At 55.3% G+C, this 23,710-nt stretch carries 19 protein-coding genes; 7 read left to right on the top strand and 12 right to left on the bottom strand.

Features of this window, described 5'->3' with window-relative positions; all coding sequences use genetic code 11:
* Positions 1-16: 16 nt before the first annotated feature.
* The 3 genes from ACR0BD_RS06905 to ACR0BD_RS06895 form a co-directional block, all read right to left on the bottom strand.
* Complete coding sequence (locus tag ACR0BD_RS06905) at positions 17-865, bottom strand: carbohydrate ABC transporter permease (RefSeq protein WP_480696820.1); 849 nt, start codon at positions 863-865, stop codon at positions 17-19.
* Position 866: 1 nt separating this feature from the next.
* Positions 867-1,796: a carbohydrate ABC transporter permease gene (locus ACR0BD_RS06900; RefSeq protein WP_480829609.1), complete on the bottom strand. Its 930-nt coding sequence runs from the start codon at positions 1,794-1,796 to the stop codon at positions 867-869.
* A 94-nt stretch (positions 1,797-1,890) separates the two neighbouring features.
* The gene (locus ACR0BD_RS06895; RefSeq protein ID WP_480696816.1) at positions 1,891-3,150 is read right to left on the bottom strand and encodes an ABC transporter substrate-binding protein; all 1,260 of its coding nucleotides are present in this window, start codon (positions 3,148-3,150) and stop codon (positions 1,891-1,893) included.
* A gap of 138 nt (positions 3,151-3,288) precedes the next feature.
* On the opposite strand from ACR0BD_RS06895, the gene ACR0BD_RS06890 reads away from it, so the two are divergent.
* The 7 genes from ACR0BD_RS06890 to ACR0BD_RS06860 all read left to right on the top strand — a co-directional run bounded on the left by ACR0BD_RS06890 (position 3,289) and on the right by ACR0BD_RS06860 (position 11,879).
* Positions 3,289-4,080, top strand: coding sequence for an IclR family transcriptional regulator (locus tag ACR0BD_RS06890; RefSeq protein WP_480696814.1), 792 nt, complete (start codon positions 3,289-3,291; stop codon positions 4,078-4,080).
* Complete coding sequence (locus ACR0BD_RS06885) at positions 4,080-5,138, top strand: ABC transporter ATP-binding protein (RefSeq protein ID WP_480829608.1); 1,059 nt, start codon at positions 4,080-4,082, stop codon at positions 5,136-5,138. The genes ACR0BD_RS06890 and ACR0BD_RS06885 overlap by 1 nt, the downstream gene beginning before the upstream one ends.
* 155 nt (positions 5,139-5,293) lie before the next feature.
* Positions 5,294-6,253, top strand: coding sequence for a dihydrodipicolinate synthase family protein (locus tag ACR0BD_RS06880; RefSeq protein ID WP_480829606.1), 960 nt, complete (start codon positions 5,294-5,296; stop codon positions 6,251-6,253).
* Entirely contained in the window at positions 6,244-7,176 is a 933-nt protein-coding gene (locus ACR0BD_RS06875; protein ID WP_480829605.1) for a 4-hydroxyproline epimerase, read from the top strand. The genes ACR0BD_RS06880 and ACR0BD_RS06875 overlap by 10 nt, the downstream gene beginning before the upstream one ends.
* Positions 7,173-8,411 (top strand): NAD(P)/FAD-dependent oxidoreductase, encoded by a 1,239-nt coding sequence (locus ACR0BD_RS06870; protein ID WP_480829604.1) that lies wholly within the window; start codon positions 7,173-7,175, stop codon positions 8,409-8,411. The genes ACR0BD_RS06875 and ACR0BD_RS06870 overlap by 4 nt, the downstream gene beginning before the upstream one ends.
* Before the next feature lie 9 nt (positions 8,412-8,420).
* On the top strand, positions 8,421-9,446 hold the full coding sequence (locus ACR0BD_RS06865) for a trans-3-hydroxy-L-proline dehydratase (RefSeq protein WP_480829603.1): 1,026 nt from the start codon (positions 8,421-8,423) through the stop codon (positions 9,444-9,446).
* 219 nt (positions 9,447-9,665) lie between these two features.
* Positions 9,666-11,879 (top strand): NADP-dependent isocitrate dehydrogenase, encoded by a 2,214-nt coding sequence (locus tag ACR0BD_RS06860; protein ID WP_480829601.1) that lies wholly within the window; start codon positions 9,666-9,668, stop codon positions 11,877-11,879.
* Positions 11,880-12,111: 232 nt separating this feature from the next.
* Here ACR0BD_RS06860 and ACR0BD_RS06855 read toward each other — a convergent pair whose 3' ends face one another.
* The 9 genes from ACR0BD_RS06855 to ACR0BD_RS06815 all read right to left on the bottom strand — a co-directional run bounded on the left by ACR0BD_RS06855 (position 12,112) and on the right by ACR0BD_RS06815 (position 23,710).
* On the bottom strand, positions 12,112-13,218 hold the full coding sequence (locus tag ACR0BD_RS06855; protein WP_480696800.1) for a peptidoglycan-binding protein LysM: 1,107 nt from the start codon (positions 13,216-13,218) through the stop codon (positions 12,112-12,114).
* A 43-nt stretch (positions 13,219-13,261) separates the two neighbouring features.
* Positions 13,262-14,524 carry a type 2 periplasmic-binding domain-containing protein gene (locus ACR0BD_RS06850; protein ID WP_480829600.1) on the bottom strand — a complete coding sequence of 421 codons (1,263 nt, stop codon included), beginning with the start codon at positions 14,522-14,524 and terminating at the stop codon, positions 13,262-13,264.
* A 19-nt stretch (positions 14,525-14,543) separates the two neighbouring features.
* On the bottom strand, positions 14,544-15,332 hold the full coding sequence (locus tag ACR0BD_RS06845) for a PP2C family protein-serine/threonine phosphatase (RefSeq protein ID WP_480829598.1): 789 nt from the start codon (positions 15,330-15,332) through the stop codon (positions 14,544-14,546).
* 3 nt (positions 15,333-15,335) lie between these two features.
* Positions 15,336-16,364 (bottom strand): FHA domain-containing protein, encoded by a 1,029-nt coding sequence (locus ACR0BD_RS06840; RefSeq protein ID WP_480829596.1) that lies wholly within the window; start codon positions 16,362-16,364, stop codon positions 15,336-15,338.
* Between the two features lie 205 nt (positions 16,365-16,569).
* The gene (locus tag ACR0BD_RS06835) at positions 16,570-18,696 is read right to left on the bottom strand and encodes a protein kinase domain-containing protein (RefSeq protein ID WP_480829595.1); all 2,127 of its coding nucleotides are present in this window, start codon (positions 18,694-18,696) and stop codon (positions 16,570-16,572) included.
* 336 nt (positions 18,697-19,032) lie between these two features.
* Positions 19,033-20,319 (bottom strand): dynamin family protein, encoded by a 1,287-nt coding sequence (locus ACR0BD_RS06830; protein ID WP_480829593.1) that lies wholly within the window; start codon positions 20,317-20,319, stop codon positions 19,033-19,035.
* Entirely contained in the window at positions 20,316-22,358 is a 2,043-nt protein-coding gene (locus ACR0BD_RS06825) for a dynamin family protein (protein WP_480829591.1), read from the bottom strand. The genes ACR0BD_RS06830 and ACR0BD_RS06825 overlap by 4 nt, the downstream gene beginning before the upstream one ends.
* Before the next feature lie 67 nt (positions 22,359-22,425).
* Positions 22,426-23,286 carry a hypothetical protein gene (locus ACR0BD_RS06820; RefSeq protein WP_480829590.1) on the bottom strand — a complete coding sequence of 287 codons (861 nt, stop codon included), beginning with the start codon at positions 23,284-23,286 and terminating at the stop codon, positions 22,426-22,428.
* Positions 23,287-23,308: 22 nt separating this feature from the next.
* Positions 23,309-23,710: a hypothetical protein gene (locus tag ACR0BD_RS06815; RefSeq protein WP_480829589.1), complete on the bottom strand. Its 402-nt coding sequence runs from the start codon at positions 23,708-23,710 to the stop codon at positions 23,309-23,311.

Here is a 23,710-nt window from a genome sequence, read left to right as displayed (position 1 = left end):
GACCCCTGGTTTGACTTTATTTTACGGCACCGAGGGTCAGACCCGCGATGAAGTGTTTCTGCATGAGAAAGAACATGGCCACCGGTGGAAGAGCTGCGACAATGGAACCTGCGCTCATCAATTGATAGGCGGCGCGAAACTGCGCGTTAAAACTGGTGATCCCCGCCGTTACCGGTTGGCTTTCCGCGCCTTGTGTCAGAACAACAGCCCAGAAATAGTCGTTCCAGATGAACGTGAATATCAGCACGCTGAGCGCGGCAATAGCCGGTTTCATCAGCGGCAGAACAACGTACCAGAAGATGCGGACCTCGCTGATACCTTCGACGCGCGCGGCCTCGATCAATTCGTAGGGCAGGGCACGAATGAAGTTGCGCATAAACAGGGTGCAGAACCCGGTTTGGAAGGCGATGTGGAACAGCACAAGCCCGGTCTTGGTGTTGTACAGGCCCAATTCCAGCGTCAGATCGCGCACCGGAACCATCAGGATTTGGAACGGTACGAAGTTCCCCGCAACGAACATGAAAAAGATCCAGAGGTTCGATTTGAACTTGTAGATCCCCAGCGCAAACCCGGTCATACAGCTTAGCGCAACGGCTCCGATCACGGTTGGGATGGTGATCAGGAACGAGTTCAGCAAATACCGCGGCATGTCCGAGTTGAAAAAGACCTGACCGTAGTTGAATGCGCCCTCAAAACTGGAGGGCAGACCCCAGTAGTTTGCGTTGGTGAAGTCTGCCGCCGGTTTCACCGAGAACAGGGCAACTGCAAGCAATGGCCCGAGCCACAGCAGCAAGGCGATAGGAAGCATGGCCTGATAGGTAATCTGAGCCGCGCGGGGTTGTTTTTCGATTGGTTTGGGAAACATTTCAGTGCCCCTTTTCTTCGCGGTACATCGACCACAGGAAGTAAGCGATGAAACACAGCATGATGAGGAACAGGATCACGGCGATAGCTGCACCATACCCCATTCGGAACCCGTATTCGGACAGGGCGACCTCGAACATGTAATAAGCCAGCACGCGGGACGAACCGAACGGGCCACCTTGAGTCATGATCGAGATCAGGTCGAAGCTGCGCAGCGCGCCGATGATCGTCACAACAAAGGCAATGAAAGTCGCAGGGCGCAGTTGCGGCAGGATGATGTGCCACAGCATACGTACCCCTTTTGCCCCATCCAGACGTCCGGCCTCAATCTGCTCGGGGTCGACGGCGTTCAGGCCGGTGAGATAAAGGATCATGCAGTAAGCAGTTTGCGGCCAAAGGCCTGCAACGATGATGCCGTAGGTTACGTACCGCTCGTCGCCCAAGACGTTTATTGGGCCAAGTCCGAACACTCCGAGGAATTCGTTGAGCAGTCCGAAAGTCGGGTCATAAAACCAGGTAAAAACCAAGCCTACGACGACCTGAGAGATCACGAAAGGGAAGAAGAACAGGGACTTGTACAATCGGATGCCCCAAACCGTCTGGTTCAGGAACAATGCGATGAACAAGCCTGCCGGGATTGCTGCCAGATAGAGAACCAGCCAGATCAGGTTGTTCTTGAGCGACGTATAGAATGCATCACGATCGACCCATTCCCAATACAGATCCTCATAGTTTCGGAACCCGACATATTCGGCAGCGCCAAGCCCGTCCCATTCGTAGAGCGACAGGTTGAAGGACTGGAAAACCGGGATGATCACGTAGACCATAAAGAAGAGCAGGCCCGGAGCCAGAAATAACCAAGGTGCAATGCGCTGTTGGTTTCTGTGGAACCAGCTTTCCTGCTCGGGGACGTCGGCGGTGACAACGGTCATGGGGAAACTCGGCTAGGTCAAAGGAGTAAGGTGGGCTGACACCCACCTTACGCAGGTCTTGGTGCAGGCCGGGCATGCGCCCGGCCCGACCGGATTAGTTTTCGTAGATACGTCCGCGGGCGCGTTCCAGCTTGGACAGAATTCTGTCCAGATTGTCTGGTTTGACCATGAATTCCTGGAAGCCCTCCATCGAAACCTTGGCCATTTCCGCTGGTGCGTCGCGATCCCAGAACTGAGCTACGCCGCCGGGGCTGTTGGACGACAGCATTTCGAAGCCCTGGTTGATGAACTTGTCGTCATCAATCTTCGCTGACGCGTTTACAGGAAGCTGAGCCAGACCATCTTTACCGTTCATGATGGTCTGTTCATCCGCCGACACAACAAAGCGAAGGAACTCACGCGCAGCTTCTTTGTTTGAAGCGTTGGCGGGAATATGGAACGTATCCGTTGGTGCGTCTTCGGCCAGTTCGACATCTGGATTGATGGTGACGAACTGATAGAAATCCAACTGATCGTCGGTCAGGCCTGCTTCGCGCAGCGGAGCGACGGCAAAGTTGCCCATCAAGTAAGCCGCGGCATCGCCGTTGACCATGAAGGGCAGCGCTTCTTGCCAGCTATAGGTCTGGTGGTTGTCAATGAATGCACCCATGTCGATCAACTGCTTCCAGTTGGCAAACGTTTGCTTGACGCGGTCGTCTTCCCAGCTGATCTGGCCGTTGGCCAGTTGATTGTGGAAGTCGAAGCCATTGGTGCGCATGTTCAGGTAGTCGAACCAGCCGCCAGCGGTCCAAAGGAACTTGGTGCCGATGGTGTAGCAAGCGCGACCGGAATCGACGATTTTCTGGCAGTTGGCCAGTTCTTCTTCCCATGTGGTCGGCTCGGTCAGGCCCAACTCGTCAAAGATATCTTTACGATAATAGACACCCCACTGGTAGTACGTGTACGGAACGCCCCACTGCTTGCCGTCGATGGTCATCGCGCCTTTGGTCGATGCAAGATTTTCTGCGATTTCGGGTTCTGCCCACAGATCGGAGACGTCCTCGAACAATCCCGCTTCAACATAAGGCTTCATACGATTGGCAGCGTACCAGGTGGCAACGTCAGGCGTATCAGCAGTCAGAAAGTTACGAATCTGGGTCTTATAGGCTTCGCGGTCGATCACGGTTGTTTCGATCTCAAGCCCAGGATGTTTTGCAGCGAAACGTTCGATCGCAGCTTCCATCGTCGCGCGCGGTGCTGGGTTCGATGTATCAAGGAAAATCCGAAGTTCGCCGGTCAGTTCGGCGGCTGCCGGGGCAGCAAGTGCAACGCTCATGGCCAGCGCGGCCGCAGTGCGCTTGTAGATGGAATGCATGGTGTCCTCCCTTAGCTTCCATAGTGGTTTCATTTATTGAAACCTTGTTTTACATATTGAAAACTACACATCGAATCAGTTAGCGTTGTCAAGACCCCCGTGGAGGAGACTCGGGGCTGCAGGAGGAGATCAGGGCTTTTGGCTGGTGACGGAACAATAGGCAAAGCATGCGATGTGCTGGAGCAGGTGGCAGCGTTCGAACGCCCTGTTCGGTTTGCCGAGCTGTTGGAAACAAGCAGCTTTCCCAAAGCCTCGCTTTATCGTTTTCTGCAAACCCTGAGCAATCAGGGCATGCTGTACTACGATCCGGACCGGCAGACCTATTCGCCGGGTTTACGCCTGGTGCGTTTGGCGCATTCCGCGTGGACACACAGTTCCATTGCTCCGATTGCGCGGCCAATCCTTGACCGGCTGAGCCTTGAAACAGGCGAGACAGTGCATCTGGCGCAACTGGATTCCAGTCAGGTTCTGTATGTAGACAAACGCAATGCGCGACATCCGATCGAAATGTACTCAGAGGCTGGCAAGGTGGGCCCCGCCTATTGCACGGGCGTGGGCAAGGCGATGTTGGCTTATTTAGATGAGGAGCGGCTGGATCAGGCCATCTCGCAGCAAAGCTTTCATCGCTTTACGGATAAGACGCTGGCCTCGGACGCTGCTTTGCGCGCTGACCTTACAGCCATTCGTGAGCGCGGGTACGCGCTGGATGACGAAGAGCATGAGCCCGGCATCATTTGTGTTGCATGCCCAATTCTGACCTCAGGTGGGCGACCGGTGGGTGCAATCTCGATCACGGGCGCTACCGCACGGATGGGGTTCGAACAACTGAAGAAATGGGTTCCGATGGTTCAGCATGCTGCCGAGCAAATCGGAACAGAAGTACAAGCGTGGCGGTTCCCCGAGAGCCAAAAGAACAGGATGCAAGCATAATGACCGGCGTTACACTCAACAGCGCGATCAAACGGTATGGCCAGACTCAGGTCATTCACGGGATCGATTTGCAGATCGAAGATGGCGAGTTTTGCGTTTTCGTCGGACCCTCGGGTTGTGGGAAATCAACCCTGTTGCGGATGATTGCAGGTCTCGAAGAAACGTCGGAGGGGCAAATTCATATCGGCGCACGGGATGTGACGCATATGGATCCCGCCAAACGCGGCGTGGCGATGGTTTTCCAGACCTACGCTTTGTATCCGCATATGAGCGTGGCCGAGAATATGGGATTTGGTCTGCGCATGAACGGTGTGCCCAAGGCTGAAATCGACAAAAAGGTGCAGGAAGCTTCGAATATTCTGAAGCTGGATCAATACCTCAAGCGTAAGCCCAAGGCGTTATCGGGTGGTCAACGCCAGCGTGTTGCCATTGGTCGCGCCATCGTCCGCGGCCCAGAGGTTTTCCTGTTCGACGAGCCGCTATCAAACCTTGATGCAGAGCTGCGCGTTGAAATGCGCGTTGAAATCGCGCGTCTTCACAATGAAATCGGTGCGACGATGATCTATGTGACGCACGATCAGGTTGAGGCCATGACCATGGCCGACAAGATCGTTGTATTGCGCGATGGTCGGATCGAACAAGTCGGTGCGCCGATGGATTTGTACCGTGATCCCGACAACAAATTTGTTGCTGGCTTTATCGGTTCACCCGCTATGAATTTCCTGGAATGCGATATCGTGGATGGTCGGGTCGTTCATCCGGCTATCAGCCAAGAGCTACCGGTCACCGCTGCGGTTCCGGCAGGTGCAACAAAAGTGACGCTTGGTATCCGGCCCGAGCACATTCAAGTCGACCGATCTGGTGATACATGTACCGTCGATTTGACCGAGGCGCTTGGTGGTGTCAGCTATTCCTACCTGCTGACATCGAATGGCGACAAGCTGATCGTGGAAGAGCGTGAAGACGAGCGCAGCAAGCAAGGTTCTAAAATTGGCATCGCGATCCGAGCCGAACGCGCCATGTTGTTTGACAGCGAAACAGGTTTACGACTGCGTTAAGAATTTCCAGCAGTTAGATCTTAGGCGTTGGGTGAAAACTCGGCGCCTTTTGTTTGCAGAAATTACTCTGGATTTTGTATCCAATATCCGATAACGCAGGTAAAAAGGAGACACTCATGTGTCTCGCACCTGCGGTTAAACAAAGGGAAACGCCAATGTCGACCAATGTCTTTTCGGGCACGATGCCTGCACTCATGACACCCTGCACAGCAGACCGACTGCCTGATTTCGAAGCTTTGGTACGCAAGGGTCAGCAAATGATCGAAGCGGGGATGTCTGCGGTCGTTTATTGCGGCTCGATGGGTGATTGGCCTTTGCTGACTGATGAGCAAAGAATGGAAGGGGTGGAATGTCTGGTAGGAGCCGGTTTGCCAGTGGTGGTCGGCACGGGCGCGATCAATACCAAATCGGCAGTGGCTCATGCGGCGCATGCTCAAACGATGGGTGCAGTTGGTTTGATGGTGATACCGCGTGTCCTGTCTCGGGGCAGCTCTCCAAATGCGCAAAAACATCACTTCAAAGCAATTCTGTCTGCCGCGCCGGATGTACCCGCGATTATCTACAACAGCCCATATTATGGGTTTGCCACGCGCGCTGATCTGTTCTTTGCCTTGCGTGCAGAACATCCCAACCTGATTGGGTTCAAGGAATTTGGTGGCAAAGATGACCTGCGGTACGCCGCTGAAAACATCACCAGTCAGGATGATCAGGTGACGCTGATGGTTGGTGTTGACACCGAGGTCTATCACGGCTTCGTCAATTGCGGTGCGACCGGGTCAATCACCGGTATCGGTACTGCGCTGCCACGCGAAGCCTTGTTGTTGGCCGCACTTTCCCAAAAAGCTGCACAGGGGAATGCAGAGGCCCGACAACGTGCGCAAGAGTTGACCGAAGCCATCCATGTTTTGTCGAGCTTTGATGAGGGCCCGGATTTGGTTCTCTACTACAAGCATCTGCTGGTGCTGAATGGTGAACAGGAATACCGCCTGCATTTCAACGAAACCGATGAACTGACAGACGCACAGCGCATCTATTGCGAGCAGCAATATGCTCTGTTTAAAACTTGGTTTGCAGATTGGAGCAAACAGGGTGGAGTAATCGCCGAGTGCATGTAATCGACAGCCATACCGGAGGAGAGCCTACGCGCGTCATATTGGATGGCGCTCCCGATCTGGGTTCCGGTCCATTGGCGGGCAGGGCGCAAAGGTTGGCCACCGAGTTTCAGGCTTTCTATCGGTCCATCATGCTCGAGCCGCGGGGGCAACCTGCAATGGTCGGAGCCTTGCTGGTTGAGCCCGTTGACCCGTCCTGCGTCACCGGAGTGATCTACTTTGACGTCGATGCTGTTCTGGGTATGTGTGGGCATGGGACGATTGGTCTGGCAGTCACATTGGCTAAGCTGGGGCGCATTGGAATAGGAGCACACCGCATCGAAACTCCGGCAGGTGTCGTTACGGTCGAATTACATGATGCAAACACCGTAACCGTTCAGAATATCGAAAGCCGACGCGTGCACCGCAATGTGCCGCTAGATGTTCCCGGACATGGGTCTGTCATCGGTGATGTGGCTTACGGTGGGAACTGGTTCTTTATTGTCGATCCCAGCCCTGTGCCTGTGGCACCGGAAAACATCCGGGCGCTTACCGATTTGGCTGTTGCTATCCGCGAGGCTTCGATCGCCCAAGGTATCGGTGGCGAGCTTGGAGAGCCGATTGATCACGTGATCTTTCAGGATGCCGTTGCGGACCATAATATACACGGTAAGAACTTTGTGCTGTGTCCCGACGACAATTATGACCGATCCCCATGTGGCACAGGGTGTTCGGCACTTTTGGCGTGCCTTGCTGCAGACGGGGTGTTAGCCCCCGGTGAAGAGATCATCCAGCAAAGTGTGATCGGCAGTTCGTACACTTTGTCCTATCAACCGGGTTCAAACGGCGGAGTTATCCCGTCGATCACAGGCCAGGCTTTCGTCACAGCAGAAACCAAACTTGTTTTTGTGGAACAGGACCCATTCCGCGCGGGGATCGAACTATGACTGACCAGATTGTGGTCATTGGTGCAGGCGTAATTGGCATTACGACAGCGCTGGAACTGCAACGTCGTGGACATTCCGTGCTGGTTCTGGACAAGGACGGTGTGGCAGCCCAGACATCAGCCGGGAACGCCGGAGCTTTTGCCTTTTCCGAGGTCGAGCCGCTGGCAACACCGGGTATCATGCGAAAAGCGCCCAAATGGCTGTTGGATCCGCTGGGGCCTTTGTCCATACCCCCGTCCTATGCGCTGCAAATCGCGCCTTGGATGTATCGGTTCTGGCGTGCCAGCCAACCACATCGTTATACCGCGCTGCTTGAAGCGCAAGCCAATCTCATGAAGCTGTCCAGCGCGGCTTTGGATCGGCTTATTGCTACGGTGGACGGCGAGCATATGATGCAGCGCGACGGCCAGATGCAGCTTTATGAATCTGAGGCCGAGTTTCGCGCCAGCCTACCAACGTGGGATTTGAAACGCGCCCATGGTATCGCGTTCGAGCTGCTGGAAAGCCCGGAAGCCATCGCAGAAAAGCAACCGGGCCTCAGCAAGCGCTTTACGCATGCGGGTTACACCCCGAACTGGTTAAACACGGTCGACCCTAAAAAATGGGTCGAATACCTGGCCAAAGCGTTTCGCGAACGTCAGGGTCGTATTGAAACGCGGGAAATTTGGGGACTCGAAGCGCTGGAAAGCGGGGTTCGTATCGCCACTGAAGATGGTGATCTGGATGCAAGAAAGGTAGTCGTAGCATCGGGCGCATGGTCACATCATCTTGCACGGACACTGGGCGATCACATCCCGCTTGAAACCGAACGTGGGTACAACACAACCCTGCCGCCCGGCGCGTTTGACCTACGCATGCACCTGACTTTTTCGCGCCACGGCTTTGTGGCCAGCCGGATCAATGGCGGCGTTAGGGTAGGGGGTGCGGTTGAATTGGGCGGGTTAAACCTGCCTCCGAATTTCAAACGTGCTGATACTTTGCTGGAAAAGGCTGCTCGGTTCCTGCCGGGTTTGAATACAGAGGGTGGCACGCAGTGGATGGGCTTCCGCCCATCTTTGCCTGACAGTCTTCCGGTCATTGGTTCATCGCCGAAAGCGTCCAATGTGATTTACGCCTTTGGGCATGGGCATCTGGGTTTGACCCAATCTGCCGGGACAGCCGAGATGGTTGGTGCGATGGTAGACGGGGATGCTGATCCAATTTCAACGCATCCATATGCCCCCAGCAGGTTTTAAGGAGCGGGCATGCGCAGCATAAAAACCGTTCATGTGATTTCCGCCCATGCAGAAGGTGAAGTTGGAGATGTGATCGTGGGCGGTGTTCTGCCACCACCGGGACAAACACTGTGGGAGCAGCGATCGTTCATTGAACGCGATCAGACCTTGCGCAACTTCGTACTGAATGAGCCCCGCGGCGGTGTTTTTCGGCATGTAAACCTGTTGGTTCCTCCCAAACACCCCGAGGCGGACGCTGCGTTTATTATCATGGAGCCGGAGGACAATCCGCCAATGTCCGGGTCGAACGCAATTTGTGTGTCGACCGTTCTGTTGGACAGCGGAATCGTACCCATGCAAGAGCCCGTAACGACCTTGACGCTCGAGGCGCCCGGCGGGCTGGTGCACGTTCGGGCCGAATGTCGGCAAGGCAAAGCCGAGCGCATCTATGTGCAGAACGTGCCCAGCTTTGCGGGTCAGATCGGGGTGCCACTCGAAGTGCCGGGTCTGGGAACGCTAACCGTAGACACAGCGTATGGCGGCGACAGTTTCGTTGTGGTCGATGCGACAGAGCTGGGGTTCGACATCGTCGAGGACGAAGCCCGCGATATTGCGCGTGCGGGAATTGCAATAACCAATGCTGCTACCGATCAGCTTGGATTTAATCATCCTGAAAACCCGGACTGGTCGCATATCTCTTTCTGCGCGTTTTGCGGCCCGCTTGAAGAAACCGAAACGGGGTTTGCCAGCAAGTCGGCGGTTGCGGTGCAGCCGGGCAAGGTAGATCGTTCGCCTACCGGAACGGCGCTATCCGCTCGTATGGCGCTGATGGCGGCAAAGGGGCAACTGGCCGTTGGGCAAACCCTGGAAGCGATCTCTATTATCGGATCGCGCTTTACCGGACAGATCGTTGAAAAAACCGTTGTGGCGGACAGACCCGCGATAATTCCTGAAATCAGCGGTCGAGGTTGGATCACCGGGACCCATCAACACATGTTAGACCCGGATGACCCTTGGCCCGGCGGATACAAGCTTAGCGACACTTGGGGTGTCTGATTTCTGTGCAGAACCCGCTGGATGACGCGGTTTTCCGCAAAACGTGTCAAAATGCGCGGGTTGATACGATTGATCCCAAGCCAAACGTCATTTAAGGGAAACCCTGTCAAATCAGAGTCACCGTTGGGGCGGTAGGTTAAACGCGCCCCGCCCACGCCACGAAAAAGTGGCACACTCTTGGATCGCACGCCCCGAAAGGCTTAAAAAAGGTAAAAGAATATGGCAGATAAATCGAACTTCGACATATTGTATACCATTGTAGACGAAGCGCCCGAGCTGGCCAGCGCCTCATTCCTGCCCATCATTCGCAAGTTCGCTTCGGCCGCGGGTGTGAGTGTTGGCACCAAAGATATTTCTCTGGCGGGGCGTATTCTGGCGACCTTCCCTGAGAACCTGACAGAAGATCAGCGTATCACCGATGATCTGGCTGCACTGGGTGAATTGGTAAAGACACCTGACGCGAACGTAATCAAATTGCCAAATATCTCGGCTTCGGTTCCGCAGTTGGTGGCTGCCATCGAAGAGCTGCAGTCGCAGGGCTATGACATCCCAACTTACCCCGAAGAGCCTGCAACTGACGCGGAAAAGGCGATCCGGGCGCGTTATGACGCCATCAAAGGTTCTGCCGTGAACCCCGTTCTGCGCGAAGGTAACTCTGACCGTCGTGCAGCGCGCGCTGTGAAGAACTACGCCCAAAAGAACCCGCATTCGATGGGTGAATGGGTTTCGGATAGCAAAACCAAAGTCTCGTCCATGTCGGGCAATGACTTTTATGCGAACGAAAAATCGGCGACGATCACTGCCGCGCAGGCGGGTGATGCAAAGATCGAGTTCGTTGGTAAAGACGGCAGCGTTACCGCTCTGAAAGACGGTTGGCCGTTGGCCGAAGGTACTGTGGCCGATGCAACATTCATGTCCGTCAAATCGCTGTCTGCCTTCTTGGCAGATGCGATCGAAGACACCAAGAAAGACGGCACCATGTTCTCGCTGCACATGAAAGCCACGATGATGAAGGTCTCGGACCCGATCATCTTTGGCTATGCGGTCAAGGCGTGGCTGGCCCCCGTGTTCGAGAAATTTGGCACCGAGATGGATGCCTTGGGCGTGAACCCGAACTCAGGTCTGGGAGACCTATTGGAACGGGTCGCTGGCAATGCGGATATCGTGGCTGCCATTGACGCAATCACGGGTGACCGTCCATCCATGTACATGGTCGATAGCGATAAGGGCATCACCAACTTGCACGTGCCGTCCGATGTGATCATTGACGCGTCGATGCCCGCTGTAATTCGTGCGGGTGGCAAAGGTTGGGATGAGACCGGTGCGAAAGGTGATACAAACTGTGTGATCCCTGACCGCTGCTATGCACCTGTTTACGATGAAACGATCAATTTCTTCAAAGCCAACGGCGCATTGAATCCTGCGACTGCCGGTGCCGTCGCCAACGTGGGTCTGATGGCGCAGAAAGCTGAAGAATACGGAAGCCATCCCACAACTTTCGAAGCGCCCGCTGATGGTGTGATCCGGATCGTTCTTGCCAATGGCGAAACACTACACTCGCATGATGTGGAACAGGGTGACATCTGGCGGTCTTGCACTGTCAAGAAAGCGCCAATCGAGAACTGGATTCAGCTTGCAATGGACCGGCAGCGCCTGACCGGGTCTGAGGCGATTTTCTGGCTGGACGAAAACCGCGCCCACGACGCTGAGTTGATCAAATACGTGAAACCGGCGCTGGAAGCAGCAGGCGTTGCCGACAAGTTCCTGATCCTGGCACCGCGTGAAGCAACTCGCCAGTCGTTGGAGACTATCACCGCGGGTAAGGATTCGATTGCTATTACCGGCAACGTTCTGCGGGACTACCTGACCGATCTTTTCCCAATTTTGGAGCTGGGAACTTCGGCCAAAATGCTGTCGATCGTCAAACTGATGAACGGTGGTGGGCTCTTTGAAACCGGGGCAGGTGGGTCGGCACCGAAGCACGTGCAGCAATTGGTCGAAGAAAGCCATTTGCGGTGGGACTCGATGGGTGAGTTCTGTGCGTTGGGTGAATCGCTGAACTTCTTGGCCGACAGCAAAGGAAACGCCAAAGCTGGCGTTCTGGGTGCAGCTGCTGAGGCGGCGACCCAAGGGATATTGGACAACAATAAATCTCCAAGCCGGAAAGTTGGGCAGCCTGACAACCGCGACAGCCACTACTGGTTTGCACGCTATTGGGCCGAGGCATTGGCTGCCCAGTCGGATGATGCGGAACTGGCTGCCGAATTCGCACCTTTGGCCAAAGCACTTGCTGACGGTGAAGAGACTATCCTGTCAGAGTTGGCGACGGCACAGGGCGGAGCTGCGGATTTGGGGGGGTACTACCACACAGATCCTGCAAAAACCGCACTTGTCATGCGTCCAAGCGCAACGCTGAATGCGTTGATCGTCTGAGCGGCCGACCTCGTTTCAAGACGAGGTAAGTGTTACCAGAATTAAAAAGGGACCGACCCCCAAAGTCGGTCCCTTTTTGAGTGAGTGGGGAGGTCGAAGCCTCTCCGGTAGGGTTGATCGCAATCTATTTGTCGGTGTGGCTGTTGCCTATTCGGGGTTTCCCGTAGGGCAGTAGGCCGTGGTCATAGATTGCAAGAAGGGACCAGAACATCTTCTGGTCCCCTCGGCAGGTTTAGTTCGATGCAGCGTTCAGCTTTTCGTTCTGCTCACGCAGGGTGTCCGAGATGATCGCGTACCATTCGCCGGATTCACGCATCTCGACCAGCCCTTTGTTCATCATCGCAATGTATTCACGTGCAAAGGGGTTGGTGCGGTGTGCGAGGAAGCTCATCGACGACAGGGTCGAAACATAGGGGTTTTCAACGATATCGGACGAAGTCAAACCCATGTCTTTCATTGTCGCAGCGAACAGTTCAACTTCGAATGCGGCTACATCTGCTGTGCCAGTCAGAACGGCGTCAAGACATTCGCGTGCCGAGTTCGGCTGGATTACGGTGCTGTTTTGACGGTTAAGGCCCACCTCTTCCAGAACGACCATGCTCCAGCCTTGCATCCGGCAAATGGTCGAACCTTCAAGGTCAGCAAAACTCGTGGCGTTCGTGTATTCGCTTTCTGGCAGAGTGTAGAAACCGCCAACGACGTCATAGACCGGAACACTTGCAACGAATTGTGTGCAGCGGGCCTCGGTTTCGGCAGACCATTCATACGAGCGGTTTGTACAATCCGGCACAGTCCAAGCGATCGAGATGTCGAAAGCACCAAGTGGCAAAAGCGTATCCAGGTGCGAGCTCCAGTCATCTACGAAGCTGACCGAGTAGTCACGGCTGTTACCTGCACGCTGCAAGCTGGTGGTCGCCAGACGGGTCATGATGCCACCGCCGCCCAGTGATTCAGTTGTGAAAGGTTCCCAACCGTTGCCCGCCACCATTTTGATTGGCGGAGCGTAGACGTTGGTGCGTTTAACGCTTGCGGCGCGTTCTTCCTGCTCAGCGATGATTTCTTGCGCGGATTGGCCGTTGGGCAAGCTGCCATCCTCACAGGGCAGAGCCAGAACCAGACCAGGCTCAAGCGCGCCCAGATCTGTGATCTGGTTGCGGTTCGCGTTGAAGATCGGCTGATAGTTCGAGGTACCATAAGCCGCGATGGCGATGGTTGCCATCGTGTCACCATCTTGCACCGTGTAGTTGGTGCATGCCTCTTGCGCGGCGGCGGCGCCGGCGCTCAGGGCTGTTAGGGCAGTTGCCGAAAGTACGGCTTTCTTCAGTTTCTTGTTAAACATGTCCACTTCCTCCAGACTTTTCTTGTCAGGCTAGTTTTTGGCCTTAGCCGTTTTCCATTTGATAGCGCAGAGCGGTCGACACGATGTCGCGCCATTCGCCGGATTGCTGCATAATTGAAAGACCCTGGTTGAGCGTCTCAAGGATCGCTTCCCCATCCGGATTATCTTTGTGGGTCATAACGTTAAGCGACTTGATCGCCGCGAGGTTGGGGTTTTCGATAATCTTGTGACGATAGCCCAGACGTCCGATCGCTTCTTCTGCCAGATGAGCTTCGATCGCGACGATATCGGCTGTTCCGTCCATGACCGCGTGAAAACAGTCATCGGGCGAAACGGGGCGCATCAACTCGATGATTGGTTCATGCAAGCTGACGGCATCCATATGCGACAGTGACCATCCTTCGGGCCGGCAAATCGTTGCGCCAACAAAATCGGAATGAGTCAGAGTAGTCTCGTAACCAGAGCCTTCTAGCGCAAAGTACGTGTCAACGACTTCGTAGAACGGGTTCGAGAAGTTGTAGGTCTCGCACCGTTCACGGTCACTTTCCGAAAGTGCCGTGGCTTCTTCGCAATTCGGACGCGACCAAGGGAAGGTTGCATCGAATGCCAGTGTTGGCATCAGAAGGTCCAGATGCGACGACCAATCATTGACGAATTGGATTTTGTAAGGCTGTTCCGGTGCCGCGCGCAACATCGCGGTTTCCACCAAATCCGTATACAAGCCGCGATTAGGCAGGGCTTCGTCGGTAAATGGGGCGTAGTTTCCGCCCGTAATCAGTAGCAGCTGACGCTCACGGATTTCGGGGCTTTCACCAGTGTCGGCTTCTCGGATCAAGGCGGCGGCTTCGCTGCGGGCTGCCTCGATTTCCCGCTTGGCGGCTGCTTTGGCTGCAATTACCGCGTCTTGACTTGCTTGTTTGGCTTCTGCTTCCGCAGCTGCGACACGGGCTTCTGCGTCGGCTATTGCTTTTGCCGCGCGTTCTTCCGCGGCTTTGACCAATTCGGATGCCATCTCGGCTGCCATGGCTTCGGCTTCGGTCGAAGGTGCAGCAGGCGCGCGCCCTACGTCTTCCAGGCATGGAAGGGTCAAGATATCGCCAACCCGGATTATGTTGGGGTTGTTGCCAATCACGTCCCGGTTTGCGTCGAAGATGATGCTGAAGTCTTCAGTCGAATAGACTTGGATTGTCAGCTCGCGCAGGCTGTCCCCGCGTTGAATTTCGTATGTTGAGCATGCCTCTTGCGCAGAGGCCGCGCCAGTTGCGGCCGCAAGTGCAAGGCTGGAGATAATAAGATGAGGTCTCATGTGTCCTGTCGCTTTGCCTTCATTCGTTTCTTGTTAATTTCACGACACCGATTGAGATATTGTCCTGATCGGGGTCATTCTTGACGCGCAGCGCCTGAAGCAAAGCGTCGGCAATATCCTGTGCCAAGGCGTTTGCATTTTCTGAGAGGATGGACAGGATCTCAGCGTTGCTGAGGTATTGCAGCCCATCACTTGCCGCCAAAAGCACATCTGAAACGCTGAGCGTCAGTGGCTCTTCGGGGCAGTCCACTTTGGGGATCGCCGCACCCATGATGACCGAAGTCAGTTGATTGCGGTCAGGGTGGTTGGCGGCCTCGTCTTCGGTCAAATCGCCATTGGCAAACTGCGCATCAATGGCCGGAGCCATCGAATGATCTTCGTTGATCTGGTGCAGAATTCCGTCCCTGAAAAGGTATAGGGGGCTGTCGCCGATCGAAATCCAATAGACCCGACGACCCAGCATAAGCACACCCAAAAGGGTGGAACCCATGTTGAACCCTTCACCTTGTTCGTCCGAATACGCTGCCACTGCTGCATTGGCTTGCATTGCAGCAAGTGGAAGGGCGTCGATCAGGTCCGCTTCGGACGGTGCTTCGCTTTCCAGATACGCATCTAAAGCTTCGTGCCACGCTTTGATCACAAGGTCAGATGCGACTTCGCCAGCGGCGTGTCCACCCATTCCGTCCGCAACAACGATATAGCCTGCGTTGGCCCCGTCGAATGTGCGAGAGGCCACCGCATCTTCCTGCGTTTCACGCTGACCCTGATCGAGTATCAGCGCAATGTCGTATGCAGGGGTCGCCAGCATCTATTAAGCGTCCCGCCAGTCAAAGCCTTCGTCGCAGAAAGCGGCGAAGCGGATAGATGTTTCGCTGATGCGGATCAGGTCACCGCTTGCCAACGCGACTGTGCTAAGAACCGGTTTCCCGTTCAGGCGCACCAGGTTGGCCTTGCCGCCGTGACCCAGGTAGCACTTACGATCCTCGGGGTCGTAGGCGATTACGGCATGATTGCTGCGGGAAATGCCGGTATCCCCAAAATCAAGCTGGATCGCCTGATCGTCATTGCGGCCGATCTGCATCAATCCTTCGGTCAGCGTGATGCACGATCCACGGCCAGGCCCGGCAGTAACGACCAACCAACCGACGGGGAACGTCTCTTGCGCGGTTTCCGCTTTGGCTACGGGTTCCGAGGTTTCGATAAGATCCTGAACGTGCGTGTCTGCGCGCTCAAAACCAAGGAAAGTGGTTTTCACGCGCCCACGACGGTCGGCGGGTGCTGGCTCCGGGGCCGGTGGCGTCGCAATGGTCTCAGCGACGACGACTTCCTCGGCCTCTTCCGGCTGTGGTGCAGGGTCTTCGGCTACAACTTCGACGATGGGCTCCTCGGGGGTCTCATCGTCTTGTACGTCTTCTTCGACGATGGCCTCTTCTGGAGTCGCGTCAAACAGGACGATTTCTTCTTCCTCTTCTTCGGCAACCTCTTCGGTGGCTACGTGCAACGTAACGACCGGATCAGCATCCTCAACTGCCATGTCTGCCGTATCATCAATTTCGGCGGCAACGTCGGCCAAAATATTCTCTTCTTCGGCGTCGACAGTTTCATCTGTGTCACCTTCGGAGAAATCGGACATTTCCTCTTCAGGGATCAAATCCTCAGCATCCTCGTAGCTGTCTGAAGACGGGATGTTGTTGCCGGCCAGAGCCACACGAAGCGCGTTGAAATCCGCGATCGGTTCAGGTTTATCCGCGTCTACCGAGACGGCGTCTTCGGCTTCGTTTTCTTTTGGTTTGCCGGCACCTTCGAGAAGCCGGCTGAGAGGGCTTTTGTATTTGAACATGGTGACGACACCTTTGTTTCTCGGCACGGGATTTTAACCCGTGGGCTGCTACTCACCTCTGCGCGGGATCGCGCAAGGGCACTGATGATTGAAAACCAAAGTCACTCTCACTTTCCGCGACGGGCCGGTCCCCGTCGGGGACGTGTGGTTCACCACACGGCCCTCAGCAAACACACACTGGCGGGTTACAAACGATCCGGGTTGATTACTCCTGCGCCAGTTTCATGACGGCATCGGTGGGTTCACCATTGCGCAAAACAGTCAGGCGGGCTTGTGGCATGCCATCGGCTACCATGGACGCCAACAACGTCTTCAAGCTTTCCGGGGTGTCGATTACGGTGCTGGTCTGTGCTTCAGACATCAGCACGTCACCGGCTTGCAGGTCCCCGGAAGCGTCTGCAGGAACTGTTTTTACAACCGTCGACCATCCTGCTCCGTCAGGGTTCGTGATCGTAAAGCCATATCCGTTTTCCAGGCCAACCATCCGCGTTGCCGGCAAAGCCAATAGCCCATTCTGAGCGCGTGTTTCGCCAAGCGAGCGATAACGGGCAGTGACACGAATGTAGCCATCAGGATCCACGTTCGGATCGTTCAGAACCTGCGCGGCAAAGCTTGACCCTGCCTGAACGGGTTCACCGTTGAGCGTGTAGATTGCCGCGCCCTTCTGCACCCACTCGCCCACGATTGACAGGTCCAGCGACGGGTCAACATCTGTCACGGCAATTACGTTACCGGTCGAGGCACGCCGTCTGGAAAACTGGAACGGGATATCCACGTCCCAAACCGAAAACTCAATTTGGTTTTCAGCCAGTACAACCGGCTCAATGGGTTCAACAACAGGGGTTTCAGCGACTGCGGTTTCCAGAGCAGGGGCACCAGCTGCCGGGGCTTCAGCCTCTTCTATGGCAGCCGGTTCAGCCAGGGTCTGCTCGACAGGTTCTGGCTCTGGTTCCACCTGCTTGGGTGTTTGCTCGGAACTTACCTCAATTTCTTCGACAACCGGTTCGACGGCTGCGATGACAGGCTCAATTGTCGGCGCCACGGTCGAAGTGTCTGGAGCTTGCGTTTCTTTTTCTCCGGTCAGCAGAAGGAAGCCGCCAGCTGCCACAGCGATAGCTACAAATGCCGCGCCAGCCATCAATCTGGCTCCGCCACCTGATCCGCTTTTGACCACGGTATCGACCGCAACAGGAGGTTCTTCGGGCGCTTTGTAGGTCGCGAGCTCGTCTTCTTTTTTGTCCTCGTGACCCAGGGCGATATCGGGGTTCCCCGCCAACAACGCAGTAACGACCGCCTCGGCGTTTTCGCTTTCGGCCTTGATCCGCGCCTTTTCGGCGGCCTCGTCCTTGCGGTCCATTGCGACAATGACCGAGACGGGGCGGTATTCGAATGTGTCGAACATTACGCCCGGGCCCCGGAACATGCGCAGCCAGTCCAATGCGGTCTGCAGACGATCAGTTGCGTGAACTTCCATCGCTTTGTCGATCGCTTCGAGGAAATCCTTGGGGTAACCTTTGTAGCGGCCCGCCAAAGGCACATAGGGGTCATTTTGGCTGTTGTTGAACGCGTTCAGTCGTGTTTGCCCGTCGACTGGACGCTCACCGCTAATCGCATGATACAGCGTCGCCGCCAGAACATAGAGGTCGCTGCTTGGGTTTTGTTCCGCACCGCGCACATAGAACTCATGCGGTGAATATCCGTCCTTGATGACGCGCAGGGTCAGCAAAGCAGCAGATTGGTTTGCGGCCTGCTCGCGGGCCGCGCCGAAATCGATCAGCTCGGGCTCACCGTTTTCATCGATCAGGATATTGTCAGGTGAAATATCGCGATGCAGCATTCCGCTTTGGTGGATGAATGACACCGCAGAAAGCATCTTTTCGGTGACCGATACGATAAAGTCCGGTCCGGTTTTGTTTTCGGGGTTTTCGACGTAGTCCAGCAGGTCACAGCCCCGGATGTAATCCATGGCGATGTAGGCTGTGTTGTTGTCTTCGAAGACCTGGTGCACATCTACGATGTTGGGATGTACCAATCGTGCATGGTTGCGTGCTTCCTGAATGAACAGGTCAATGATGGCCCGCAAGTCTTCTTTGTGTGCAGGGTCGATCGGTTCGACAAGGTCGCCATCGCGTTGGCACAAAGCTCCTGGGAAGCACTCTTTAATGACAACCTCGCGCTCGAGGCTGTTACGGGCCAGATACGTGATCCCGAAGCCGCCATTGCTGATAAAGCGCAGGATCTCATACTGGCCTCGCAGAAGCTTGGCACCCGGTTGCAATCCTTCAATTTTCGGTTCGTCGTGCGTCGCATCGACAGCCTGGTTATGGCTCATTTCTTCCCGCCCATTCTAATCATTTTGCGGTTGCTTTACCCGATAAACAGCCCGTCAACTCACGACCAAACACAACCGCAGGACAACTAAGTACGTTAGACGTTTCAAATTTGACTTTATTGGGGCCGCCTCATGGCTTCACTGAGAACGGGGTCGGGAAGAAATCAACATATTGTATTCATTTCACCGCGTGATCAATATATTGAGTGTCGCCAGTAAAAAACTGCGGACTGAAAGCCTGTTTTTCAAAGATTGTTGCGCGATTCCGAAACAATGCGCACATGATTCTTGACACGACGAATCGCTGTTTTGCCGCTCAATTTTAACGAGATCGTGTTACGTGCCGGTTCTGGGTTGCGCCGTGCCTGCCCGGCTACCAGCCCAGGCGAGGTTGTCGCTTAGCTGTGCCAGAATACTTACGGCGTCTTTCAACGGTGCGTCGCCACTTTCGAACTGCAACAATAGCAAAAGGTCGGTGGCTTTTTCGAACTCTGCCGGAATCCAGTCAGCATCCGGGTCGATTTCCCCGCCTTGTTCCAGACGTTCCGCAAAGTCTTCGACAATCTCCTGGCAACTGTTCAGGAAAGACGCGGGATCGATATCAGACGATTCCTTTAGGTCTTCGTAAATGCTTGCGATAGCGGCCAGCCAATCTTCCAGAATTGGGTTTTCCAATGGTGGAAGCGCCGCTTCAAGCACCGATTGCATGGGCTGTGCGTCGGGTTGGGTATGGTCGACATCAGGAATGTCCAACTCTTCAAGGTACGGGCCGAAGTCCTTCTCGATATCTAAACGCGCGGCGTCGATGTCGGCCTGTCGCCGGTTCGAAGCGACTTGTAGAACCTGCTCGGCCAGATTTTGCCCACCGCAGGTTTCCCACATATCGAAATCTGGTTCAGGCTCTTGCGCCATCGCGCGAACCGCGACAGGGGTGCCAATGGGTACAACTGAGTTAAACAGAGTACCCTTTTCCTTGTTGAGACGCGCGACGACACGGTCCAATGAATCCCGCACCGGCGGAAGATCAGCATGGGTTACAGCCAACAGGCTGTTTTGCTGTAATTCCTGTGGGACCTGCGACCACAAATGGCGTTCGGTTTCGCGCCATGCATGCGTTCCATTCGTGCACCAGATCGCGCAATCCACGAATTTCAACAGCTCAAGCGTGGTTTTGTACGAGTCGTCCAGTGCGCCAGAGCCCGGCAGATCGAATAGCGAGATTTCCTGCAAGGCAGGAGTGTTCAGACCTACTGAAATAAAGTCCGGATTGTCGGCGGCGGCTTTTTCCAAGGCGACCCCAGAATACACCTTGGGCTCTTTTCCCCACCAGCCAACCGTTGTTTCTGGCACGTCCGAATAGGCCACGATCACCAACGGCAGTTTTAAGTGCTGTGGACCCGTCGGCAGTATGTCCGCACCGGCAAGCATGTTGGCCAGGCTGGATTTACCTGCGCCGAATTCCCCCGCAAAACCAATATTCACCGCATTTGAAAGACGTTCTGCATGAGCCAGCGCACGCGCACGCATATCATCAAGTCTGGTGTCCGACGCCAGGTTTTCAGTCGCGGTCAGAAAGCGCTCGAGTTTGCGCACTTCCTGCTCGGTTCCGGGAAATTCGATCATTCCGCAGCCTCAGGTAAAGTCTCTTTCGTGGGGTCGGTGCCGAAAACAGCATCCAGTTCATCCGCAACACGCCGGGCTTCGTTGTACGCCTTTTGTGCTTCGGCTTTGGCGTTGGTTTCCCCTACACCGGCGCGGGATTCAAGATGTCCTGCCAAAAGTGCCAGATAATGATCCAACACTGTATTCAGTCTTTCCAGCAGGTCACTACGGGCGGTGTCCACAAGATCGTCGCCGATCATCTCGAATTCCTGGATGATCATGTTCTCTGCCCGCGACACCACGCTTTTGCGTGAGATCAATCGTGACAGCCATGTCACGCGTAGTTCCACGGTTATGCCACGTGTCAGTGCCGTTGTGTCCGGGCGGAACCACCGAACAGCGCTTGTGTTCATTCTGTTGTCGTTATGATCCTGCCAACCGGGCAGGGCGCGTAATGCGGCGTTGCTTTGCATGTCAATCGCGTAAAGCTCGCTCAGCATGCGTTGTCGAACAACCTGCGTGGCCCCCTGAACAAGCTCGCGCATACGATCTCGCAATGGTCCGAAATTCAATTCGGTTTCCCCGCCCTTGGCGAGCAGCGGTGAATCACCGTTGGGGCCGCGCACAACGTCCGAAACAGCTTCGGCGACGGTGTCATCCATGACGCCCCGCAGGTTCGCCAGAACGTCGTCCATTCCATCGGTGATTTCGGCGGTTTTCTCAGCGACCTTCGCGCGCAGGTCTTTCAGCGTCTTGCCGTTGTCATCCTCATTTTCCGGATCGCCCGAGAGTTCTTCTTCGATCGCACGCAAATGGGCGCGCGAACGCTCCAACTCGCCCTGAGCAAAACTGTTCAGGTGTTGCCATGCCATCCGTAGCTGCTCGTCACGGGGGCCTTCGGTCAAAGCTTGGGTCACATGGCGTCGCAGATCAGGCAAGCCCGAGGCGATCATCGCGGCGAAGCGCAAAACACCTTCGCGGCTGATTGGACCCGGGCCTTGTTTGATCTCTTCGACACCATCCAGATATTGCTTCATCTGCTCGGGATGTGCACGAAGCCATGCCAGTACGTCATCGTGGTTCACGCCCGTGTCGTCACCCGTCAAAGCGTAATGCGCCCATTGCGCACTGCCCATCAAGACGTCGATATCGGTGTTGCCAAGGGCCTTGTCCAAACCGTCTATAACATCCGCCCGCACTTTGACGGCGTCATCTGCGCCGCCGCCAAGCTCGTCCACGCGGTTAATGAAAACCACGATCTGACCAAGTTCGAGCGCTTGCATGAGTCGGAAAAGTTTCAAATCCGCCCGCGACAGAGCCTGGTGCGCCGACAAAACGACGACGAAAAAGTCGGATTCCTTGAGGTATTGGCGCGAGATTTCTTCACGGATCAACAGCGGGTCATTGACCCCGGGCGTATCGGTAACGGTGACGGGAAATGGGAAATGGCCGATGTCAAAATAGACTTCGGCCTTTCGCGTGATGTCGCTGTAAAGTCCGCGATCCGAACCGGGATCATGGTTGCCCGCCTCGGTTGGATCGTCCCCGGCGCAGACATAGCGCGCAAGATCGTCCGTCGTAAGGTGTTCCAGATCGTGATGCTGACCAAGCAGGTCTTTATAGCTGAGGCCAAGACGCGCCCTAGCGCGGTTCTTCATGGCCTCAACCTGTTCCTCGATCATTTCGCGCTTATAGCTGTCCTCGTCATCGGGGAACATGTTGCGCAATTCCTCGCCCTCGGCGATCAAGGATTGCCATTGGCGATTGTCAAAGAAATGGAACTCTGCACCGCTCTTACGTCCCGACGGGTGCCCGAAATGCATGTCGGTGATCACGGTCGTCCAGGGGTTCACATCCGATGGCAAAAACTCGGCTTGCCCCGTGAATCCATTGATCAGGCGCGATTTGCCAGCCTTGATCTGACCCACAAACGCGATTGAGGGCTTGAGATCGGTAAGATCGGTGACGATACGCGAAATGAACTGGCGGGTTTCTTCATTACTGAGCCCGTTAAGGTCCTCGGCAATGCGAATTAACTCGCGACGGTGATTTTCACTCATAACACTTACCCTGATAACTCGTAATCTCGGTTCGAATTCTTAGAAAATTGGAAGGTTTCACGCTGGGTCATTTTCCTGATCCCGTCAGTGATTTCCAAAGGTTAACGACAGCGCCCAGTTTGCGGGCCTCGTGAACAGCCAAAGCCATTTGGTCGCCGTCTTTCAAGACAGCCAACGCAGTTCCCTTGCCACCTTCTGGTCGCATGACAATAAGCTGCGGTTGGTCATCTTGTGCTGCGATGTCCGCGTTCCAGCCGTTCAGATCTTTCGCAAACTGAGCCAGAAGGTCGTGATCGGCATGTGCGGGTTGGTCAGTTGCGCATACACCATCGTGCAGCGTCGTGCCTGATTTGTCAGTGTCTGACAGAACTCGCCCAACTGCGAAACGCTCAGACGCGTCATAGAACTGTTGGGCCAGTTGATCGCTTGTCACAACCTCAAGATCGCTCATAGGCGCATCTTGATGATCCGGCACAATCGAAACGACGGGCTCTGCGGGGATTTCTATCCCGGCGCATGCCTTTGAGATTTCACTGAACGTAATGCCGACATCATCCGCCTCGAGCGCGGTATCTGGTTGCAACGAAATCAATTCCAATGGCCCGGGCGCGGCGGCAATATCAGTGACGATTTGGGCCAGTTTTCCAGTGAGGCTTTCCCGAGCTTCCGTCTCAAAATCAGGGACAACGCCATTGCGAACGCGAAACACATCCGTCACGCGCGAGCTGTTGACTTCAATAGCCAGGCAATCTCCGTTCGCGGCCGTGAATTCCAAACGACGGGGCAGGACTGTGCCACGAATGGTACGCAATACCTGCTCGCGTCGCGCTTTTGTTGTGTCCCCCGTCAGCGTAACGGCCGGATGCAGGCGCGCCACTGAAGAGCGTCCGATGTCCTCGAGCAAATCGAGAATGTCCGTATCCATCATACCGTGACCCCCTCTGGTCCCGTTAAACTGCGGCCGTCACAGCCCCAAGGCTGAGATGCGATTTCGTTAGTGCCAGTCCAACATTTGCACTGTTGCGGCAGACATAGCAGATGACGTGATCCGGGTAGGCGCGCGTGCGCAGCAGAATATTGATCCGGTCCCCAGAAAATACTGCGATTTCGCCAAAGCCAGTTTCCTGCGCTTCTGCGTTTCCTGTTGCTTTCAGAAGGTTTGCAAACCCGTTCACACCACTGCTCTGAAACAGGTTGGCCACAGCAACAGCCAGACTGTCCAGAACCGACGCATCGTCCGGATCTGGTGAATGGGCTGCCAGTAACATCCCTGTTTCCATATCGACATACCCGGCTGCAATGCAGTCGGGTATGGAGCCCATGGCGTCGGTCAAAGCTGCTTCGATAGACAT

The sequence above is a fragment of the Ruegeria sp. G5 genome, assembly GCF_056533365.1.
This window is presented reverse-complemented; position numbering and strand designations above follow the sequence as displayed.